Source organism: Micromonospora sp. WMMD882, from assembly GCF_027497255.1.
Taxonomy (GTDB): domain Bacteria; phylum Actinomycetota; class Actinomycetes; order Mycobacteriales; family Micromonosporaceae; genus Micromonospora.
Genome location: NZ_CP114903.1, coordinates 4900858 through 4921081, shown reverse-complemented (window position 1 = coordinate 4921081; position 20224 = coordinate 4900858). Strand labels below are relative to the sequence as shown.

16 protein-coding genes are annotated in these 20224 nt (G+C 72.4%); 5 read left to right on the top strand and 11 right to left on the bottom strand.

Translation table 11 applies throughout. The annotated features are described in order from the left end of the window. Positions 1 to 3 precede the first annotated feature (3 nt). The 6 genes from O7606_RS21055 to O7606_RS21030 all read right to left on the bottom strand — a co-directional run bounded on the left by O7606_RS21055 (position 4) and on the right by O7606_RS21030 (position 9193). Positions 4 to 978 carry an aldo/keto reductase gene (locus tag O7606_RS21055; protein ID WP_281595745.1) on the bottom strand — a complete coding sequence of 325 codons (975 nt, stop codon included), beginning with the start codon at positions 976 to 978 and terminating at the stop codon, positions 4 to 6. Beyond that, positions 962 to 2395, bottom strand: coding sequence for a glycosyltransferase (locus O7606_RS21050; RefSeq protein WP_281595744.1), 1434 nt, complete (start codon positions 2393 to 2395; stop codon positions 962 to 964). The genes O7606_RS21055 and O7606_RS21050 overlap by 17 nt, the downstream gene beginning before the upstream one ends. Further along, positions 2388 to 5822, bottom strand: coding sequence for a DUF4915 domain-containing protein (locus O7606_RS21045; protein ID WP_281595743.1), 3435 nt, complete (start codon positions 5820 to 5822; stop codon positions 2388 to 2390). Before O7606_RS21045 ends, O7606_RS21050 begins: the two co-directional genes overlap by 8 nt. Beyond that, positions 5819 to 7711, bottom strand: coding sequence for a class II aldolase/adducin family protein (locus O7606_RS21040; RefSeq protein WP_281595742.1), 1893 nt, complete (start codon positions 7709 to 7711; stop codon positions 5819 to 5821). Before O7606_RS21040 ends, O7606_RS21045 begins: the two co-directional genes overlap by 4 nt. Positions 7712 to 7800: 89 nt before the next feature. Beyond that, on the bottom strand, positions 7801 to 8511 hold the full coding sequence (locus O7606_RS21035; protein ID WP_281595741.1) for an HAD family phosphatase: 711 nt from the start codon (positions 8509 to 8511) through the stop codon (positions 7801 to 7803). Between the two features lie 31 nt (positions 8512 to 8542). Continuing rightward, complete coding sequence (locus O7606_RS21030; RefSeq protein ID WP_281595740.1) at positions 8543 to 9193, bottom strand: transaldolase family protein; 651 nt, start codon at positions 9191 to 9193, stop codon at positions 8543 to 8545. Positions 9194 to 10075: 882 nt separating this feature from the next. Here O7606_RS21030 and O7606_RS21025 point away from each other — a divergent pair. Next, a complete protein-coding gene (locus O7606_RS21025; RefSeq protein ID WP_281595739.1) occupies positions 10076 to 12409 on the top strand; it encodes a beta-L-arabinofuranosidase domain-containing protein in 2334 nt (777 codons plus the stop codon). 91 nt (positions 12410 to 12500) lie between these two features. On the opposite strand, the gene O7606_RS21020 is transcribed toward O7606_RS21025, so the two are convergent. Next, complete coding sequence (locus O7606_RS21020) at positions 12501 to 12914, bottom strand: hypothetical protein (RefSeq protein ID WP_281595738.1); 414 nt, start codon at positions 12912 to 12914, stop codon at positions 12501 to 12503. A 113-nt stretch (positions 12915 to 13027) separates the two neighbouring features. Next, positions 13028 to 13600, bottom strand: a complete 573-nt coding sequence (locus O7606_RS21015; protein WP_281595737.1) for a TetR/AcrR family transcriptional regulator — start codon at positions 13598 to 13600, stop codon at positions 13028 to 13030. An 82-nt stretch (positions 13601 to 13682) separates the two neighbouring features. Between O7606_RS21015 and O7606_RS21010 the strand changes: the two genes are divergently transcribed. The 4 genes from O7606_RS21010 to O7606_RS20995 all read left to right on the top strand — a co-directional run bounded on the left by O7606_RS21010 (position 13683) and on the right by O7606_RS20995 (position 17020). Further along, complete coding sequence (locus tag O7606_RS21010) at positions 13683 to 14621, top strand: SDR family NAD(P)-dependent oxidoreductase (RefSeq protein ID WP_281595735.1); 939 nt, start codon at positions 13683 to 13685, stop codon at positions 14619 to 14621. A 157-nt stretch (positions 14622 to 14778) separates the two neighbouring features. Then, entirely contained in the window at positions 14779 to 15438 is a 660-nt protein-coding gene (locus O7606_RS21005) for a dihydrofolate reductase family protein (protein ID WP_281595734.1), read from the top strand. Then, complete coding sequence (locus tag O7606_RS21000) at positions 15435 to 15788, top strand: YciI family protein (protein ID WP_281595732.1); 354 nt, start codon at positions 15435 to 15437, stop codon at positions 15786 to 15788. The genes O7606_RS21005 and O7606_RS21000 overlap by 4 nt, the downstream gene beginning before the upstream one ends. Next, positions 15785 to 17020, top strand: a complete 1236-nt coding sequence (locus O7606_RS20995) for a DUF6596 domain-containing protein (protein WP_281595731.1) — start codon at positions 15785 to 15787, stop codon at positions 17018 to 17020. Before O7606_RS21000 ends, O7606_RS20995 begins: the two co-directional genes overlap by 4 nt. Before the next feature lie 135 nt (positions 17021 to 17155). Here O7606_RS20995 and O7606_RS20990 read toward each other — a convergent pair whose 3' ends face one another. The 3 genes from O7606_RS20990 to O7606_RS20980 form a co-directional block, all read right to left on the bottom strand. Beyond that, a complete protein-coding gene (locus O7606_RS20990) occupies positions 17156 to 17761 on the bottom strand; it encodes a lytic polysaccharide monooxygenase (protein WP_281595730.1) in 606 nt (201 codons plus the stop codon). Positions 17762 to 18028: 267 nt separating this feature from the next. Further along, positions 18029 to 18310 carry a hypothetical protein gene (locus O7606_RS20985; RefSeq protein WP_281595729.1) on the bottom strand — a complete coding sequence of 94 codons (282 nt, stop codon included), beginning with the start codon at positions 18308 to 18310 and terminating at the stop codon, positions 18029 to 18031. Positions 18311 to 18477: 167 nt separating this feature from the next. After that, the gene (locus O7606_RS20980; RefSeq protein WP_281595728.1) at positions 18478 to 20007 is read right to left on the bottom strand and encodes a non-reducing end alpha-L-arabinofuranosidase family hydrolase; all 1530 of its coding nucleotides are present in this window, start codon (positions 20005 to 20007) and stop codon (positions 18478 to 18480) included. Between the last annotated feature and the right edge of the window lie 217 nt (positions 20008 to 20224).

Sequence of the window (20224 nt, the reverse complement as noted above, 5' to 3'; positions counted from 1 at the left end):
CCGTCAGATGTCCACGCCCGACATGTCCGGGTACCTGTCGCCGGCCGCCGCGCCGACCGGCGCGATCCGGTCCAGCAGCGCCAGCTCGTCGGCGGTGAGCCGCAGGTCCACGGCGGCCACGTTCTGCTCCAGCCGGGCGACGGTCTTGGTGCCCGGGATCGGCACGATGTCCGGGCCCTGCGCCAGCACCCAGGCCAGGGCGAGCTGCGGCACCGTGACGCCCCGCCGCTCGGCGAGGTCGCGGACCTGGTCCACCAGGTCGACGTTCAGCCGCAGGTTGTCGCCGCCGAACCGGGGCAGGGTGCTGCGGAAGTCGTCGTCCGGGAAGCGGGTGTCCGCGCCGATGGTGCCGGACAGCAGCCCCCGCCCCAGCGGCGCGTACGCGACGAAACCGATGCCCAGCTCCCGCAGCGTGTTCAGCAGGCCCCGCTGCGGGTCCCGGCTGACCAGGGAGAACTCCGTCTGGACGGCGGTCACCGGGTGCACCGCGTGGGCCCGCCGTACGGTCTCCTCGGACGCCTCCGACACGGCCAGGTAGCGCACCTTGCCCTCCTGGACCAGCTCGGCCAGCGCGCCCCAGGTCTCCTCGACGGGGGTGTTCCGGTCCACCCGGTGCTGGCAGTAGATGTCGATGACGTCCACGCCGAGACGGCGCAGCGACCCCTCGCAGGCCCGCCGCACGTACCCGGGGGTGCCGTCGACCCGCACCACCCGGCCCGTCTCGTCCTTGACGTTGCCGAACTTGGTGGCCACGACCGCCTCGTCGCGGCGACCGCGCAGGGCCCGCCCGATCAGCTCCTCGTTGGTGTACGGGCCGTACATGTCCGCGGTGTCCAGCAGGTTGACGCCCAGGTCGAGGGCCCGGTGGATGGTGCGGATCGACTCGGCGTCGTCCCCCGGGCCGTAGAACTGCGACATGCCCATGCAGCCGAGTCCGACGTCGGAGGTGGTCGGGCCGTTCTTACCGAGCTGACGCATCGGGATCGTCCTCCTTCACCAGCGTCTCGATCAGGTCACCCCACTGGAGCAGGTGCCGGTCGGGCAGGTAGTTCTCGTGCACCCGGCGGCGCGCGCCCGCGCCCAGCCGGTCGGCCAGCGCGGGATCGGCGAGCACCCGGGCGATGCCGCCGGCCGCCCCGTCCGGCCGGGTCGGGTCGAGCAGCAGGCCCGACTCGTCCGGCACCACCTGGGTGCGCAGCCCGCCGACGGCGTTGGCCAGCAGCGGACGGGACTTCCACATCGCCTCGGTGGCGGTCAGCCCGAACCCCTCGGCGACGCTCTTCTGCACGACCACCGTGGCGTGCTGTTGCAGCGCGTTGACCACCAGGGCGTTCTCCCGGGGGTCGGCCATCGGCAGGCAGAGCAGTTGGATGCGGGCCCGCAGCTCCGTCGGCAACCGCTCCCACTCGCGGCGGCACTCGACGAACATCTCCTCCGCCTCCGGGTCGTCGGAGACGCCGGTGACGTCCGAGCCGGCCAGGGTGAGGTAGCTGCCGGGCACGTCGGCCGCGACGAACGAGCGGAGCACCCCCGCCATGTCCTTCAGCCGGTCCCAGCGGGACACCTGCACCACCATCGGGGCGTCGGCCGGCGGCGGGTCGCCCTCGCGGACCGCGATGACCGGGCGGCGCAGCTCGATCGACGGGCCGCCGCCGGGCGACACGGTGACCGGCCCGCCGTCGGCGGCCCCGCCGGCCAGCGCGCCCACCGCCCGCAGCACCTCGACCGCCTCGTCCTGGCTGAGCGCCACGTTCTTCGGCAGGCACGGGTCGATCGACGGGGCGACCACCTGCGGGGCCGGCGCCCACGGCTGCACGTGCGGCGGGATCAGGAACACCGTCGCGTCGGCCTGCTCCACGTACGGGCGGATGAACGCCCAGCCGCGCGCGGTGTGCTCGTTGGGCGTGTCGCAGCCGGTGTGCGACCGGTAGACGACCTTCGCGCCGAGCCGCGCGGCGGCCGGCACCAGCCCGGCCGGCTGCGCCTCGTGCACGATCACCACGTCGCCGGGCCGTACGAAGCCGGCCAGGTCCGCGGCGTTGGCCTCGGTCACCTTGCGGTAGTGCTCGCGTTCCGCCTCGCCGGTCGGCCCGCCGTCGCCCGGTGAGCCGTACACCAGCGTGCACAGCCGCTTGGTGATCGCGAAGAACTCGGCGTCGCCGTCGATCACCAGCCAGCGCACCGGCACCCCGAGGGCCCGGGCCAGCGGCACCAGCGAGTGCAGCAGCTCCGCGACGCCGCCCCCGGCGGCCGTCGAGTTCACGTTCCACACGGTCCGTCCGGCCAGCAGCGCGGCGAGGCGCCCGGCGCCCGAGCGCAGCGTGGCGCTGCGCTCGGGGCCGAGAACCTGCTGGTACGCCGCGAGGTCGGCGGTGCCAACGGTCACCTCACGCATCGGCGGCGTCCCCCACCTTCGACTCGACCCTGGTCAGCGGCTCGAAGCCCTCGGTGATCCACACGCCGGTCCAGAACTCCGGGTCGGCGGGGAGCACCAGCTCGATCAGCGACGGCCCGGCGTGCTCCAGCGCGGCGGCCAGCGCCTGCTGGAAGTCGACGACCCGGCCGGCCGCGTGGTCGCGGTCCAGCCAGTTCGACAGGTCGACCCGGCGGCTGTGCAGGCCGAGCACCTGGGCGGTCTCGGCGTAGCGCATCCCGGCCGCGTTGTCGAGGTAGTGGTGGAAACCGCCGTCCAGCAGCGTCTGGCCGCGCGACTGCTTGCGCAGCGACACGCTGCCGCCGTTGTTGCAGACCACGAAGGTGACCGGCGCGTTCTCCTGCACGGCCGCCACCAGACCCTGGATGCCGTTGGTCAGGCCCTGGTCGCCGACGGTGCAGACGACGTGCGTGCCGGGCTCGCCGACGGCCAGGCCGTTCGCGGTGGCGGTGCCGCCGCCGACGAAGCCGCCGTGGTCGGCGAAGATCCGCACACCGGCCGGGAGCAGGTCGTAGACCTCCGCCAGCAGGCCACCGAACATCTGGCTGTCGTCCACCAGGGTCACCGGCTTGTCCCGCCCGTCGGCGACCTCGCGCAGCGCCCGGGCCAGCCCCTGCCGGACGGCCAGGGCGGCCTCCGGCACCCGGTGACGCGGCGGGGAGGGCTCCCGGACCAGGTCGGCGTACCAGCGCGGCGCGCCGTCGCGGTCACCGAGGGCGGCGGCGAGCGCGTGCAGCGCGCCCACCACGTCCCCGTCGACGAGGACGCCGTCGTCACCGAGGTAGCCGTTCTTGCGGACCGCCGCCGGCTTGGACGTCAGGGCGATCTTCGGACCGGCGGGCAGCTCGCCGATGACCCGGGGGTACATGTTGCGGTCCTCGACCGTGACGATCAGGTCGGTGGACTGCATGACGGCCCGGTGCGCCGGGTCGTTCGGGTCGTACCAGCCGACGAAGCCGGGCACCTCGGTCTCGTTGATCCGCTCGAAGAGCATCGGGCCGCGCCGGTACTTGACCTGGAGCACCGCGCTGCCGGTCGCCCGGCTGAACGCGGCCAGCGCCTCCCGTACGCCCGGGTGCCGGAGCGCGTAGTCGTCGACCAGCGCCACCGGCCGGGCGGCCGAGGACAGCAGGGCGGTCGCGGCGCGCACCCCGCGCTGGTCCACCGGCCGGTACGGGTCGGCCGGCAGGTTGCGCAACTGCTCCAGCGGCACCCAGTAGCTCTCCGCCACGTCCTGCGGCACCCCGAGCAGCACCGGGCCGAACGGGGCCTGCCGTACCGCCAGGTCGGCCTGGCGCAGCGCGTCGACGAGCACGGCGACGCTGGCGGCCCGCTCGGCCGGCCGGTCCTCCGGCGGCACCGCCCCCAGCTCGAACGACGCCTTGGCGAACTCGCCGCACGCGTCGATCAGGCGGGGCTCGCCGTGCGGGGGCAGGAACGGGGCCGAGCCGGTGGACGGCATGCCCACCACGACCAGCGTGCCGACCTCGTTGCGGCGGGCCGCGCCGACCGCGCCGAGCGCGTTGGTCAGGCCCCGCGCGGCGTGCACGATCGCGGACCCGTGCCCGGGACGCATCAGGCTCGCGCCGGCCGCCTCGAAGACGCTCTCCCGGTCGCCGCGACCGTTGCGGAGCATGCCGAGCCGGGCCGTCGCGTCGCACAGCGCCAGCTCGGACGTGCCGGCGTAGGTGAACGCGAGGGCGACACCGAGCCGGTGCATGACCAGCGCGATCGCCTCCGCGCCGGTGAGCAGCACGTCCCGCACGTCGGCGAGCGCCTGGTCGACGGCGTACCGGATGGAGTCCGGCGAGCAGCCGAGGACGTCGGCGACCGCCGCCCCGAACGCGTCGACCCCCCGGTCGGAGATCAGGCCCACGGTCAGGCCGCGCGGCGTGCCGTCCTGGTGGCGCAGCAGGTGACGGAGGAAGTCCTCGACGGTGGTGGCGGACCGGGCCGCGCGCACCTCCGACGGGTACAGGCCGAACTCGACGAGGGCTTCGTCCCGCGCGCCCTGGGCGACCACGTCGAAGTCGATGTCGGTGGCGCTGTCGGCGTGCAGGTCGTCGAAGACCGGGCCGTCGTCCTGGGCGAGGGTGATCCGCAGCCGGTAGCGGCCCGGCCGCTCCGGCACCCGGGCCCGGACGAGCACCCGGGCGGCCGACTCCGGCGGCAGCGAACGCGGCAGCGCGGACCTGATGGCCTGGGTGGAGACCGGCTCACCGTCGGCGTCGTACCACCGGTAGACGGGGCGGACCGGCATCGGCGGGGCCGGGGTGAGCAGGCCGGTGCCGACGTTCTGCACCCGGCAGGCGACGGTGAGCAGGCTGTTCGCCTCGATCTCCTCGTAGATCGGCTCCTCCGGGGTGATGGTGACCCGGCACTCCTCCTCGGAGAGCCGGTCGCCGACCGCCCAGAGCTGCCGGGGCTGCTTGCCGAGCTGGTCGAAGAGCTGCCGCTGGCCCTGCTCGTGGGTGCGGGTGTGGTTGGCCTGGAAGCCGTGCCGGGCGCCGTCGGCCAGCTCCTGCGGGACGATCGCCAGCGAGTAGATCTCCCGGGCCGGCAGCTCGATCACGCCGAGCACCCGCCACTGGGCCCGGTCCACGACGGCGACCGCGGCGCTCTCCACCGACGACGCCGCGTACCGGTGCGGGCTGAGGCCGACGAAGATGTGGTCGTCGGTGCGGGCGAAGCCGCGCGGCCAGCCCGGCAGCGGCAACCGGCGGGAGGGCCGGCGGGTCGCGTCGGGCAGCTCGACGAGCTCCCCGGCGGCCGAGTCGCAGACCAGCCAGACGCCGTCGTCGAAGTACGGGTGGTGCGGCGCGCGGAAGCCGGTCAGCAGCGGCTCGCCGGTGTCCAGGGCGACCACCCGGCCGGTGGGCGGCTTGCCGTTCTCGTCCCAGCCGCGCCGGCGCAGGAACGGCCCGAAGCCGGACACCACGATCCGGTCGCCGTACTTCGCCAGGCTGTTCAGGTGCCAACTGTCCGGTTCGCCGGGCGCCCGCCAGCGCCACACGACCTCGCCGTCGCGCCCGATGGACTGCACCTCGTTCTGGGTGGTGGCGACGACCAGCACCTGCCCGTTGACGCAGAGGATGTCGTGCGGGGTGGAGACGTCGTCGAGCCGCTGGTAGCGGCGCACGCCCGCGGTGTCGTAGGCGATCAGCTCGGCGGGGCTGCCGTCGGCGCTCCACAGGCAGCGGTACAGCAGCGAGCCGTCTGTGCACATGCCCGTGCTGGAGACGTGGTCGACCGCCTCCACCCCGTCGCCGACCGCGAACAGGCCGCCGCCGATGGTGTGGTGGGCGTCGAAACACGAGGCCAGCAGGACGTGCCCGGTCGGTAGCGTCTCGCGCGCTCCGGACCACGACTCGTACGGGTGTCCGGTCATGATGCGGTCTCCTTAGCTGCCGGGTCGGCGGGGAGCGGCTGCCGAGTCGCGATGATCCGCTCGGCGACCAGGGTGGGGTCGTCCTCGACGAGCACGTCGGTGTGCGCGTCGTCGTACGGGTCGGTGGGCGTCCCGACCGGGAACACGTCGGTGGGGGCCTCCCCCACCGGGAAGACGTCGGTGGGGGCCTCGCCCACCAGGCAGACCAGGCCGCGCCGCCGCTGTCGGGCGAAGACCGGGGTGGCGGCGGCGAGGAGCTCGGCGTCCCGGGTGCGGTCGACGACGACGTCGAAGCCGCCGAGCCGGCGGACGGCCTCGGTGACCACCCGCCGGGGCTCGGACGCGGGCGCGTCCAGCGCCACGACCCGGCCCCCGGTGCCGTCCACCGGTGACTCGTGGGCGATCGCCGGCAGCTCGTCGGCGACCACCGGTGGCCCGCCGGTGGCCGGTGAGCCGCCCGGCGGCTCCGGCAGGTCGTCCGGGACGGGCGTGGGCTCGTCGGCGCCGGACCGGGCGACCAGGACGTGCGCGCCGGCCGCGGCCAGGTCGGCCACGATGCGGGCGGTGGTCGGTCCGGCCCCGCCGGCCACCAGGACCACCGCGTCGGCGAGCCGGCCCGGCACGGTACGCAGCAGCGGCTTGAGCCGCATCATCGGCCAGTACTCGTCGGCGATGCCCTGTTGTTCGGTGAGGGTGGCGTAGCCGCCGGCCGGGTCGGCGGCCTCGATCACCGACCGGGTCTGGCCGAAGTGCTCGGCGCAGATCGCCGCCTGTACGGCGTCGGCGCCGCTGGCCACCACCCCGACGCCGGGCAGCAGGACCACCCGGGGCAGGTCCCGGCGGGGGCCGTGCCGGCGGGCTTCGGCGTCGGCGTACCTGTCGAACGTCTCCGCGTACCGGTGGCGGAACCGTTCCACCGCCGCGCGCGCCCCGTCGGGGGTCAGCTCGTCCGGGGTCAGCGCGAGCGGACGGTACCCGACCGTCACCAGCGAGTCCGGGCAGCCGGGGCCGGCCTGGCTGAGCTGCGGCCCGCGCCGCGAGGAGACGAACCGGACGGCGTCGGGGCCGGTGTCGGTGTGCAGGACGAGGCCCTGCCCGTCGTCGCGCAGCGTGCCCCGGAGGGTGGGCAGCAGCTCGGCGAGCAGCTCGTCGGCCTGTTCCGGGGTGGCCGGGGTGACGGCCGGGCCGCCGAGGTCGGCGCGGCGGTCGTGGCGGGCGGCGGCCAGCGCCCGGTTGGCCCGGGCCACCGCCTCCAGCGAGTTGCGGTGGCACTGCTCGCTGGTGTCGGCCCAGGTGAAGATGCCGTGGTTGGCCAGCAGGACGAAACGGCAGCGGGGTCGCGCCGCGATCCGGTCGGCCAGCTCCTGCGCCACGCCCATGTCGAACTGCCGGTAGTCGAACCAGACCGCCTCGTCGCCGAACTCGGCGGCGGCCCGTTCCCGGCCGTCGGGGACGCAGGTCAGGGCGATGACCGCGTCGGGGTGGCAGTGGTCGACGTGCGCCGCCGGGATGAAGGCGTGGGTGAGCGTCTCGATGCCGGGTGGCAACTGGTCGCCGGTGACGGCCGCCGCGGCGATCCGGTCCAGCATCGTCCGGTCGTCCAGCGGCGGCAGGTGGCGCAGCTCCAGCAGCCGGTCCAGGTACAGCGCCGGGAAGTCGTCCTCGGTGGTGGCCGCGCCGTCGCAGCCCCAGGAGCTCATCCACAGCACCGGCCGGTCGCCGATCAGGCCCTTGGCGGAGAAGTTCCCGCCGCCGGCGCGGGTCAGGGTGGGGTCCGTGCCGACCAGATGGGACCGGCGGAGGACCTGGTCTCGTGGATGGGTGTCGTCGGGGTCGGCGCCGGGTGGGAGCGTGTCGGGCGCCGTGCGGGGATTGAGCAGGTCAGACATGTCACCGCTTCCAGGGCAGGCTGGATCGCCGGCGGGACGTCGCCCGCCGGGCAGGGGTCTGAGCTGTCGTTACGGGTTGGGTCGACGGGTCACCGGGCGCGCGCGCCGACCGGGGTGAAGGGCAGGGTGGCGTGCTGGTCGACGCGCAGCCGATCGTGTTCCGGCTCGTACCTGGTCTGGTGGAAGCTCGACACCACGGTCAGCGCGCCGGTGGCCACCAGTCGGGCCTCCCGCCGCCGTGGGCCGATCGCGACGCAGGTGGCGCCGGCCGACACCGCCGCGGTGACGCCGCTGAACGCGTCCTCGAAGACCAGGCAGCGTCCGATGTCGACGCCGAGCTTCTCGGCGGCCAGCCGGTAGCAGGCCGGGTCCGGCTTGCCGACCGGGATGTCGTCGGCGCGGATCTGCACGTCGAACGAGTCGGTGAGGCCGAGCTGGTCGAGGACGGCGACGGCCTTCCACTCCTGCGCGCCGGTGACCAGGGCGACCGGCACCCCGGCGGCGCGCAGCTCGCCGATCAGTCGGGTCGCGCCGGGGATCTCCGCGTAGCGCAGGGTCTGGTCGTTGATGCGCAGCCGCTCGTAGATCTGCGGGTGTCCGGTGTCGGCGACCGCGGGAAAGAGGGCGCGCAGGGTGTGCTCGGCGTGTCGGCCGAACACGTGCTCGTCCAGGTCGTCGTCGCTGATGACGAATCCGTGGTCGGCGGCGAGTGCCTGCCAGAACGCAGCGACCGTGCGTTCGGTGTCGACGACGACGCCGTCCATGTCGAACAGCACCGCCTCGTACGTCTCCTGGGTCATTTCTCGTTACCCCCGTACGTGGAAGAGATGGTCAGGGCAAGGGGAGCACCGTGCCGGCGTACTCGGCGCCGAAGGCGTCCTCCGCCTCCCGGGCGGCCGGGTCCTGGAGCACGGTGCGGAGCACGTCGAGCGGCGCGGTGACCGCGTCCGCGCCGTCCCGGTAGGCCTGGACGAACTGGCCGGGGTTCTTCACCGAGGCGGCGATGATCCGGGTGTCGCCGCGGCGCAGCTCGGCCAGCGACCGCACCAGGTGGGTCTCGGTGCGCGGGTCGCGCCAGGCCCGGTCGACGTACGGGATGACGGCCACGCAGCCGATCGCCTCGGCGACGATCATCGCGGTGGGGCTCTGCGCGGCGGTGAGCGCGACGCGCGCTCCCCCGTCGACGAGCCGGCGGGCCAGGGCGACGCCGGCGGGGGTGGACATCAGCTTCAGCGTGACCCGGGCCGGGTCCAGCCGCCAGGCCGCCCACGCCTCGGCCTCCGGGTCGCCGTACGCGCCGGTGGGCTGGTAGAAGACCGCCAGCCCGTCCATCTTGGACAGCAGCTCCGAGCAGTGTCGCAGCGGGTCGTCGGTGACCCGTCGCAGCAGCGTGGGATTGGTGGTGACCCCGTGGACGAGGCCGCTTTCCAGGGCCACCCGAACGTCCTCGGGGTCACCCGAGTCGAGGTAGACGGACGCCATTCGTGAAGCCTTTCTCAAGCAATTGGGGAATGCCCGCGATGGGAGCCGATCGGGGTCTGTCGATCAGCGGCGAACCCAATACAACACGCGGACGGAACAGTCGCAACAGATCTTGGGGAGGTGATGTTCGGGCCGGTGTGAAGTGCCTGGCAGAGGGCACTTTCCCGGTTCAAACATGCCTGCCGTCATCTGAATACGGGCATTCTGGCTATAGCGCTACAGAGGCCGGCGTGATTCGGGTCCCGATTCCGCCTCGTGACGAGAGCAAACCGCCGTTCACACGACGGACACCTGACCGCAATCCGTGGGCCGATCCGACAGCGCGCCGCCCCCATGATCGACTCCGTTTCCGCGCGCCCCATGATCGACTCCGTTTCCCCGAGAAGGGGGTGTTCCGCGTCGAGGTGAGGCCCGTTTCCAGAGACTGGAGAGAGCAGGCGCGCCTCCGACGGCGGAGCCCCGGGGGGTCGGACCGATCCCGGCCAGTCGGGCCGCTGCGAGCGGCGCGCGCACGGCGACGCCGCCCGCCACGTCCGGAGCCGGTGGGCGTCGACGACCGTCGGCGGGCGGGGTCACCGCACCCGCCCGGCAGCCATGCTTGTTATCGCTAACATCGACCGTTGGCCGAGCCCGGTCGGGCAACTCGCAGGCGACAAGTTTGTTTGAAACTCTTGAATACGCCGAAACACTCTGGCAACCTGCTACGTACGCCGATCCAGCGACCTCCGCAGCTCGGCCGCCCGACCGGCCGGTCCGGGCGGACCGCTGTGGCCACCCTACTGCTTGGGCAGGTTTGTTAACGCTAACAGACCGGTAGGGCGGCCAGCCGGGCGCTCGGTCGTCCCCCGTCCCCCGCACCACCGCTTTCCCCGGAGGGCCCACATGTCATCCGTACCGATCAGCCGGCGTCGCGTGTTGCAGGCGGCCGGTGCCACCGCCGTGCTCTCCGCCACCGGCGCCACGTTCACCGGGGCCGCCCCGGCCGCCGCCGACGCGGTGCTCCCGGCCCGGCCGGACACCGGCGTTTCCGCCGCCCAGTTCCAGTTCGGCCAGGTGCGCCTGACCACCAGCCGGTGGATGGACAACCAGAACCGCACGCTGAACTACCTGCGGGCCGTCAACGTCGACCGGTTGCTCTACAACTTCCGGGCCAACCACCGGCTGTCCACCAACGGCGCCGCGTCCAACGGCGGCTGGGACGCCCCGAACTTCCCCTTCCGTACCCACATGCAGGGGCACTTCCTGACCGCCTGGTCCCAGGCGTACGCCGTGCTCGGCGACACCACCTGCCGGGACAAGGCGAACTACATGGTGGCCGAGCTGGCCAGGTGCCAGGCGAACAACGGGGCGGCCGGATTCGCCGCCGGTTACCTGTGCGGCTTCCCGGAGTCGGACTTCAACGCCCTCGAGGCCCGGACGCTGTCCAACGGCAACGTGCCCTACTACGTCATCCACAAGACCCTGGTCGGGCTGCTCGACGTCTGGCGCTACATCGGCAACACCCAGGCCCGTACGGTGCTGCTGGCGCTGGCCGGCTGGGTCGACACCCGTACGGCCCGGCTGAGCTACAGCCAGATGCAGAACATGCTGGGCACCGAGTTCGGCGGCATGAACGAGGTGCTGACCGACATCTACCAGTACACCAACGACGTGCGCTGGCTCAACGCGGCGCGGCGGTTCGACCACGCCGCCATCTTCGACCCGCTCGCGGCCAACCAGGACCAGCTCAACGGCAAGCACGCGAACACCCAGGTGCCCAAGTGGATCGGCGCGGCCCGGGAGTTCAAGGCGACCGGCACCACCCGCTACCGGGACATCGCCACCAACGCGTGGAACATGACGGTCAACGCGCACACCTACGCCATCGGCGGCAACAGCCAGGCCGAGCACTTCCGTCCGCCCAACGCGATCGCCGGCTACCTGGCCAACGACACCTGCGAGCACTGCAACACGGTCAACATGCTGAAGTTGACCCGCGAGCTGTGGCTGCTCGACCCGAACCGGGCGGCGTACTTCGACTACTACGAGCGCGCGCTGATCAACCACATCATCGGCGCGCAGGACCCGGCCAGCAGCAACGGCCACATCACCTACTTCACCCCGTTGCGGCCGGGTGGGCGGCGTGGCGTGGGGCCGGCGTGGGGCGGTGGCACCTGGAGCACCGACTACAACTCGTTCTGGTGCTGCCAGGGCACCGGCATCGAGGTGAACACCCGGCTGATGGAGGCGATCTACTTCCACAGCGGCACCACGCTGACGGTGAACCTGTTCATGCCGTCGGTGCTGAACTGGACCCAGCGCGGGATCACCGTCACCCAGGCCACCAACATCCCGGTCGGCGACACCAGCACGTTGACCCTGTCCGGCTCGATGAGCGGCTCGTGGTCGATCCGGATCCGGATCCCCTCGTGGACCAACGGCGCGACGATCAGCGTCAACGGCGTGGCCCAGAACGTCAGCGTCACCCCGGGCAGCTACGCCACGGTCACCCGCACCTGGGCCGCCGGGGACACCATCACGGTACGGCTGCCGATGCGGGTCGTCCTGCTGCCCGCCAACGACAACGCCAACGTCGCCGCGGTCAGCTACGGCCCCGCCGTGCTCTCCGGCAACTACGGCAACACCGCGCTGAGCGCCCTGCCGTCGCTCGCCACCTCGACGATCACCCGGACCAGCACCACCTCGCTGGCGTTCACCGCCACGGCCAACGGCAGCACGGTCAACCTCGGCCCGTTCTACGACGCCCACGGCCACAACTACACGGTGTACTGGAGCACCAGCGGCGGCAGCACCCCCACCACCAGCCACCGCCTCCAGAACGTCGGCAGCGGCCTGGTGCTCGGCATCCAGAACATGTCGACCGCCGACGGCGGGCTGGCCCTGCAGTGGGGTGACACCGGCACCGCCGACCACGACTGGGTCATCGTGACCTCGGGCAGCTCGGTGCTGTTCCGTAACGTCAACAGCAACAAGGTGCTCGGCGTGGAGAACATGTCCACCGCCGACGGGGCCCGCGTCCTCCAGTGGGCGGACAACGGCACCGCCGACCACCTCTGGACGCTGCTGGACCAGGGCGACGGCACCTACAAGATCCGTAACGTGCACAGCGGGAAGCTGCTGGGCATCCAGAACGCCTCCACCGAGTGGGGCGCCCAGGCCGTCCAGGACTCCGACAACGGCACCCCCGACAACCGCTGGCGGCTCCTGCGCAACTGACGCCACCCGGCTCTCCTCCCCGGCGACCGTCCCCGCCGGACCGGCGTCCCGCCCGACCCACCCGGGTCGGGCGGGACGCCGCCTCAGCGCCTCAACCGTTGCCGCGGCTGGACCCGTAGTAGGCATGCAGGGCGTTGACCTGGTCGATCCAGAACTTCTCCTTCGCCAGTGCTGACGGCTTCGGCGGCAGCAGGCCGCGCTGTACCGCCAGCGCGTAGAAGCCCGGCCCGGCGTCGTTGGCGTTCAGATACCGCACCAGCGCCGAGATCAGCAGCCCGGTCGTCTCGTAGTCGCGCTCCACGATCAACCCGAGCAGACGCCCGATGGCGGCCCGCTCGCTCTCCTGGTCGAAGTCGAAGCCGCGCAGGCCGGTCCGTCGACGCAACGCGGCGTCGAAGTCCGTGTACGTCGTGGGCGCTCCCAGTCGGGCCTGCTCGATCAGGAGCTCCAGGCCCGCCTCGGTCAGCAGGTCCCACTCGTCGTCACTGCGCCCGTACCCGGTCATCGCGGCATCGCCGCGTCCGCTGCTCGATCTTTTTCCACGACCCATGCCTACCGCCCGGCACGGCCGCCCACCATCGCCCGGCCGTCCACTGTGGCCGTAACGCGGGCACGCCGTCAGGCGCGGATGCCGTCGAGGAGGACGCGCAGGTAGCGGTCGACCCGGCCGTCCGACACGTCGCCGAGGCGTAGCGCGAACACGATGCCGCAGACCAGGTGGCGCAGGTCGTCCTCGGTGAGGTCGGCGCGCAGCACGCCGGCCCGCCGGGCGTGCCCGAGCACCGCCCGGGCCCGGTCGACCAGCTCGCCGCGCAGCTCGGTGGTGCGCGGGGACTCGTCCAGCTCCGGCCCGGTGGAGATCACCTCGGCGAACGCCGGGTCGCCCAGTTGCCGGCCGAGCAATGCCCGCAGCAGCAGCTCGACCCCGGCCCAGGCGTCGTCGTGCCGGCCGGCGGCCCGGGCGTCGTCGAGCAGCGCGGTGAAGGCGTCGTCGGCGAGGGCTTCGAGCAGCGCCCGGCGGTTGGGGAAGTGCCGGTAGACCGTGCCGACGCCGACGCCGGCGCGGCGGGCGATGTCGTTGAGCGGCAACGACGGGTCACCGGCGGCCAGCACGGCGCGGGCGGTCGCCAGCACCCGGTCACGGTTGCGGACGGCGTCGGCGCGCAGTGGGGTGGGCGGTGGCGTGGGCACCCCGACAGTCTAGCGAAGCGGATTGACAATCCGGTTGGCCACGCGCTTCAATCGGATAGGTAATCCACTTTTGGAGGAGCCCGTGCCCGAGTCCGTACCGTGGAGCGTCGCCGACCTCGGCGACCAGACCGGCCGTACCTTCGTCGTCACCGGCGCCAGCAGCGGCCTCGGCGTCTCGATCACCCGCCACCTCGCCGCCCGCGGCGGCCGGGTGGTCATGGCGGTCCGGGACACCGCCAAGGGCGACCTCGTCCGCGCCCGGATCCGCGCCGACCACCCCAAGGCCGACCTCGACGTCCGCCACCTCGACCTGCTCGACCTCGACACCACCCGTCGGCTCGCCGACGGGCTGCGCGCCGACGGGACCGGCGTCGACGTGCTGGTCAACAACGGAGGCATCGGCGCCGTCCCGCACCGGCTCAGCCCGCAGGGCGTGGAGAGCCAACTCGCCACCAACCACCTCGGCCACTTCGCGCTCACCGGCCGGCTCCTCGACCGGCTCGCCGCCGGGCACGACCCCGCCGTGGTCACCGTCGCGTCCGGCCTCTACCGGCTGGGCCGCCTCGACCCGGCCGACCTCGCCGCCGAACGCGGCTACTCCCCCGGCCGCGCGTACGCCACCTCCAAGCTCGCCAACGTGCTCTTCGCCCTGGAGCTCGACCGCCGGCTGCGCGCCGCCGGATCACCGGTGCGCAGCCTGGTCGCCCACCCCGGCATGACAAAGACCGACCTGGACCGGAACGCGCCGCCCCTGGCCCGCCTGGTCGCCTCGACGCTGGGGCTCGTGCTGCGTCGACCGGTCGACGAGGCCGTGACTCCGATCCTCTACGCCGCCACCGAGCCGGCCGCCCCCACCGGCCGGCACATCGGCCCGGGCCGGCCACCGCGTGCCGCCCGGCCCACCTTCGAGACGCTCACCGGAGCGGCCACCGACCCGGGGCTGGCGGCCCGGCTGTGGGCCCGGTCCGTCGCGCTCACCGGGGTCGACCTGCCGGGCCGAGCCAGCCCCTACCTGCCCTGACGGCCGCCGCTCCCGGGCGGGCGCGGGACCCGGGCCCCGGCGGGCGCGGGCGGCGGAAAAAATCCCGGCGGCGGCTGTCGTAGGGCGGTCGGGGGTTTCGTTGGAGGGGTGAGAGGCGGCCGGACGGGCCGCCGCACCCCGACCCGACGGAGCCGACGTGAAGCTCAGCGTCAACATGTTCATGACCCTCGACGGTGTCGTGCAGGGCCCCGGCGGGGCCGAGGAGGACCCGTCCGGCGGTTTCACCCGTGGCGGCTGGGCGATCCCGCACATCGGCGACGACTGGGGACGCGTCGTCGGCGGCTGGTTCGACCGGACCGACGCGCTGCTCTTCGGCCGGTTCACCTACCAGCTCATGGCGGCTTTCTGGCCGCACGTCACCGACCCGGACGACCAGGTCGCGGCGCGGCTGAACACCCGCCCCAAGTACGTGGTCTCCGGCACCCTCGCCGACGCCGACGCGGGCTGGGCGGGCAGCACCGTGCTCCGTGGTGACCTGCTGGCGGCCGTACGCGAGCTGAAGCGGCTGCCCGGCGACGAGCTCCAGGTGCACGGCAGCGCCCGGCTCGCCCGGACCCTGCACGCCGCCGGCCTGGTCGACGTCTACCGGCTGCTGGTCTTCCCGGTCACCGTCGGTGACGGCAAGCGGCTCTTCGACGCCCAGGCCCCGGCGACCGGTTTCCGTACGGTGAGCGCGGAGACCACGTCCACGGGGGTCACGTCCCTGGTGTTCGAGCCGGTACCGTTCACCGCCGGCGGGGTGGCCGTGGTGGACGGCCGGGAAGAGATCCACGTCAAGGAAGGCGCGCTGTCATGACCCAGCAGTACATGCTCTCGGTGCACCACCGGGGTGGCTACCCGGCGGTCCCGCCGGAGGAGATGCAGGCCCGGTTCGCGGCCGTCGACGCGTTCAACCACGAATTGACCGAGGCCGGCAACTGGGTGTTCGGGGGTGGTCTGATGCCGCCGGACACCGCGACCCTGGTCGACGGGCGGGGCGCCGGGGCGGCGCTGACCGACGGGCCGTTCGCCGAGACGAAGGAGTTCCTGGGCGGCTTCTGGGTGATCACGGCGGACAACCTCGACGAGGCGTTGGCCTGGGCGACTAGGGCGTCGAGGGCGTGCGCGGAGCTGATCGAGGTGCGTCCCTTCCAGCCGGAAGAGTGACCGACCGGCCGGCCGTCCGGGACGCCGACGTCGGCGTCGACGCCGACGTCGAGCGGATCGTGCGGGACGAGTACGCCCGGGTCGTCGCCACCCTCGTCCGGCGGTTCGGTGACGTCGACCTCGCCGAGGAGGCGACCGGCGAGGCGCTGCTCGTCGCGGTACGCGCCTGGCGGCGGGACGGGTTGCCGCCGAATCCCGGCGGTTGGCTCGTCACCACCGCCGGCAACCGCGCGATCGACCGGCTCCGGCGGGAGTCCGTCCGTGCCGCCCGCCAGAAGGAGGCCCTGGTGCTGGCACCGCAGGAGCCACCGGCGCCGATCGGGGCCGTCGACGACGACCGGCTGCGACTGATCTTCATGTGCTGTCATCCCGCGCTGGCCGTCGAGGCCCGGGTGGCGCTCACGTTACGGCTGGTCGTCGGCCTGTCGATGGCCGAGATCGGGCAGGCGTTCCTGGTGCCGGAGACGACGATGGCCCAGCGGCTGACCCGGGCCAAGCGGAAGATCAAGGCGGCCCGCATCCCGTTCGGGGTGCCGTTCGCCCACGACCTTCCGGCCCGGGTCGGCTCGGTGGCGGCCGTGATCTACCTGGTGTTCAACCAGGGCTACCTGGCCACCACCGGCGACGCGCCGGTCCGCGAGGAGCTGTGCGCCGAGGCGATCCGGCTCGTCCGGCAACTCCGCCGGCAGCTTCCGGACGAGCCCGAGGTCACCGGTCTGCTCGCGCTGTTGCTGCTGACCGACGCGCGCCGCCCGGCCCGGTTCGCCGACGGGCGGCTGGTGCCGCTGCCCGAGCAGGACCGCGACCGGTGGGTCCGGCCGCTGATCGCGGAGGGGCACGGGCTGGTCCGCGAGTGTCTGCGACGGCAGCGGCCGGGCTTCTACCAGATCCTCGCGGCGGTCAACGCCGTGCACACCGACGGGTCGGCCACCGACTGGCGGCAGGTGCTCGCCCTGTACGACCAGTTGCTGGTGGTCGCGCCGTCGCCGGTCGTGGCGCTCAACCGGGCGGTGGCGCTCGCCGAGGTCGAGGGCCCGGCCGTGGCGCTTGCGGTGGTCGACTCGCTCGACCTGGTCCCCTATCACGCGTGGCACGCGACCCGCGCCGACCTGCTGCGGCGGCTGGGCCGCCCGGTCGAGGCGGCCGAGGCGTACGGGTCCGCGATGGCGTTGGCCGACAACCCGGCCGAACGGGATTTCCTCGCCGCCCGCCGCGCCGCGCTCGCCCGCTGATCCCGGCCCGGGCGCGCCGGCGCGCTGATCCCGACCTGTGGGCGCCGGCGCGCTGATCCCGGCCCGGTCACGCGACCGCGGCCCGGGACGGGTGTCCTGGGCCGCGGCTGACGTGCGGTGTCGCGGTGGTACGGGTCAGACGAAGTTCACGTCACTGCACCACATGTAGGCCTGGTCGGTGTGCGACGCCTGCCAGATGACGAACAGCAGGTGGTGCCCGGTGTAGCCGTTGGTGGAGATGTTGAACGAGATGTTCTGCGCCGGAGCGTAGCGCCCGGTCTGCGTGATGAAGTCGAGGTTCCCCCAGCCGAGGCTCTGGCTGGCCGGGTTGAACCCCTGCTTGCTGACGTAGACCCGGAAGTAGTCCGCGCCGTGGCTCGCCTGGTCGTAGAGCTGGACGGTGAAGTTACGGCTGACGTTGGTCCGCTTCCACGCCCCGGGCCGGTTCAGGCTGTCGTTCCGGCTGAGGCCGTTGCTGCAGAGCTGGCCGTCGGGGGTACGGGCCTGGAACTGCCCGCCGAGACCGTCCCGCAGGGCGCTCATCCAGTTCCACATGGTGTCCGGGTTGGCCTGCCAGGCCTGGTAGCACATGGGGTCCTGCTGCTGCATGGTCGGGTCCATGTGCCTGCTGCCCCAGGTCTGCCAGCACTGGTAGGCGCGGCTCGCGGGGTTCACGATGGTGCCGTGGGCTTGCGCGGGGCCGGTCCAGGTCAACGTGGCGAGCAGCGTGGTGAGCACCATGAGGAGTGCTCCGACGGGCTTGCGGAGGGTTGACCGGGATCGCCGGTTGGACTGATCAAGCTGGTGGGGACGCACTGCAGATCCTCCTTCTCCGGCACTCAAAACCTTGGTGGGAGCGCTTCCATCAGCATTACACCCGGGGCACAAAAGTTCAATGATCGTCTATAAATAGTTCAATGATCGTATTTGGGTACCGGTGCGGCCAAGTGGGTTCGCAAGGGGTGCTTCAACCACCGCCGGCGACTTACGCCCTGATCAGAGGCATCGTCAGCGGTCAATGATCTTCCCGTTCGCGTCGATGCCGTGGCTGCGCCAGTAGACGTCCCACTCGTCGTCGACGTGCTCGGGCACCTTGCCCTCCGGGTAGCGGACGTACGGCGGGGTCGGCTCCTGCCCCTCCGGGAAGCAGGCGCTGCCACCCTGCCCGCCGACCGCGATGGCCGGGTACTCGCCGTCGCCACAGATGGCCTCCTCGAAGGAACAGCCGGTGGTCGTCATCAACGCCGCCAGGCCGACCGAGGCGAGGGCGATCATGATTCGGGTACGCATGACGGGATTCTCGCCGCCGCGACCGCGTCCGACCAATCCGTACGGGTACTCAGCCGGCCGGTCCGCCCTCAGGGGGTCGGACCGCGCTCCGGGCGGGCGGGGAATGCGCGACGCGGCGGGCTCGGCCGGAGGCCGGGCCCGCCGCGTCGGACGGTGGTGGTACGGGGTCAGCGGCGCAGGGTGAGCAGGCCCGGCCGGTACGGCAGACGACCGTAGTCGCCGCCCGAGTTCGGGTCACGGCCCTGGTACAGCAGTTGCAGGTTGCAGGCGTTGACGGTCATGGTCTGGTCGGCGTTGGTGCGGATCAGCTCGCCGTGGCTGATGTCGTTGGTCCAGGTGGCGCCGCTGTTGGCCTTGCCGGCGAACGGGTTGCTCTCGCTGGTGGCCTGCGGGGTCCAGCTGCCGCCCAGGCTGGTCGCGGTGAACGACCGGAAGTAGCGGCCCTGCGAGCCGATCGCCTCGACGATCATCAGGTACTTGTTCAGCCCCTGGAGCTTGTAGACCTGCACCGCCTCGAACAGGTTGTTCGTGGTGTCGGTCATGATCGTCGTGTAGTTCGAGCCGAAGCTGCCCGGGAAGTTCCCGATCGGCATGCTCGCCCGGTAGATCCGACCGTTGTCCCCGGCGAAGAACAGGTACATGTTCTGGCTGTCACCGATCAGCGCCTGGTCGATCGGGCCGGTGCCGGAGTTGGAGATGCTGCCGGTGAACAGCGTCTGGTGCGCCGACCAACTGTTCACGTTCGTCGGGTCGGTCGAGGTCCGGTAGGAGAACGCCGGGCCACCCCACTGGTAGGCCAGCACCCAGATGTTCTTCGGCGCGAAGTAGAACAACGACGGCGCGACCGCCGAGAACGGCATGGTGTTCTGACTGGCCGAACCCATCTCGTTCCAGTTACCGAACGTCCCGAAGTTCATCGAACCCCACGACGTGCCGGTGTCGTGCGTCGTCGCGTAGACCAACTGCCGGCCGTTGTACGGCGCGTGCGTGAAGTCCTTCAGCGACACCCAACCCGACTTCGGCTGCGCCAGCACGCCCGAGGAGGACCACCGGTACGACGACGGCAGGTCACAGACCCCCGAGGGCGGCGGGGTGGTCGGCGGCGGGGTGCCGCCCCCGTCGACCCGGACGAACTGCCACTGCTGGTTCGCGCCGCCCCAGTCGTCGTACTGGACGACGTTCGCCCCGTCGGCGGTCGACGCGCCCTGCACCTCCAGGGCCTTGTTGCTGTTGCGGTTGATCAGGCGGACGTGGCCGCCGTCGGAGTCGGCCAACCGCCACTGCTGGTTGGCCCCGTTGTGGTCGGACCACTGGTTGACGGCCGCGCCGTTGGCGGTCGACCAGTTGTAGACGTCGAGGACCTTGCCGGACAGCCGCGACTTGACCCGGTAGTAGCCGCCGCCGGAGTCGACGAACTGCCACTGCTGCTGGTTGCCGTTGTTGCGGGCCCACTGGGTGATCCGCGCGCCGTCGTTGGTGGCCAGGTTGTACACGTCCAACGCCTTGCCGCTGTTGCGGTTGACCAGCACGTACCAGGCGTTCGTGTCGACGGTCGCGGCGGCGGCGGGCGTCTGCACCACCGCGGCGGCGACGCTGCCGGCCACCACCGTGGCCATGCCGACCGCGACGGCTCGCGGCAACCACCTGCGCCGTCGCGCCGGCGGCGCGATCGACGGTGACCTACCAAAGGCAGACATGATCCTCCTCCAATGACCAAGACCGGAACGGTCCGCCCGAGAGTGGGCGCACCGCGACGCGGGCCGGGCGCACGCGTCGCTGTTGTTAGCGTTAACAAAGACGTCCGCATGCCCTGGCGCACGCCTGATCCAAGACCCGACGAATCAGGCTTGCCCGGTAAGCCACAGGAGTCGTCGCCCTTGACCATCGACTCTGGGCGATAACATGCCGTTCGTC

Bases quoted from the DNA above. Each gene is read 5' to 3' on its own strand.
- O7606_RS20980 (WP_281595728.1), bottom strand. From the start codon at position 20,007: ATGTCTGCCTTTGGTAGGTCACCGTCGATCGCGCCGCCGGCGCGACGG.
- O7606_RS20985 (WP_281595729.1), bottom strand. From the start codon at position 18,310: ATGCGTACCCGAATCATGATCGCCCTCGCCTCGGTCGGCCTGGCGGCG.
- O7606_RS21025 (WP_281595739.1), top strand. From the start codon at position 10,076: ATGTCATCCGTACCGATCAGCCGGCGTCGCGTGTTGCAGGCGGCCGGT.
- O7606_RS21035 (WP_281595741.1), bottom strand. From the start codon at position 8,511: ATGACCCAGGAGACGTACGAGGCGGTGCTGTTCGACATGGACGGCGTC.
- O7606_RS21000 (WP_281595732.1), top strand. From the start codon at position 15,435: ATGACCCAGCAGTACATGCTCTCGGTGCACCACCGGGGTGGCTACCCG.
- O7606_RS21050 (WP_281595744.1), bottom strand. From the start codon at position 2,395: ATGCGTGAGGTGACCGTTGGCACCGCCGACCTCGCGGCGTACCAGCAG.
- O7606_RS21055 (WP_281595745.1), bottom strand. From the start codon at position 978: ATGCGTCAGCTCGGTAAGAACGGCCCGACCACCTCCGACGTCGGACTC.
- O7606_RS21020 (WP_281595738.1), bottom strand. From the start codon at position 12,914: ATGACCGGGTACGGGCGCAGTGACGACGAGTGGGACCTGCTGACCGAG.
- O7606_RS21045 (WP_281595743.1), bottom strand. From the start codon at position 5,822: ATGACCGGACACCCGTACGAGTCGTGGTCCGGAGCGCGCGAGACGCTA.
- O7606_RS21030 (WP_281595740.1), bottom strand. From the start codon at position 9,193: ATGGCGTCCGTCTACCTCGACTCGGGTGACCCCGAGGACGTTCGGGTG.
- O7606_RS20990 (WP_281595730.1), bottom strand. From the start codon at position 17,761: ATGGTGCTCACCACGCTGCTCGCCACGTTGACCTGGACCGGCCCCGCG.
- O7606_RS21040 (WP_281595742.1), bottom strand. From the start codon at position 7,711: ATGTCTGACCTGCTCAATCCCCGCACGGCGCCCGACACGCTCCCACCC.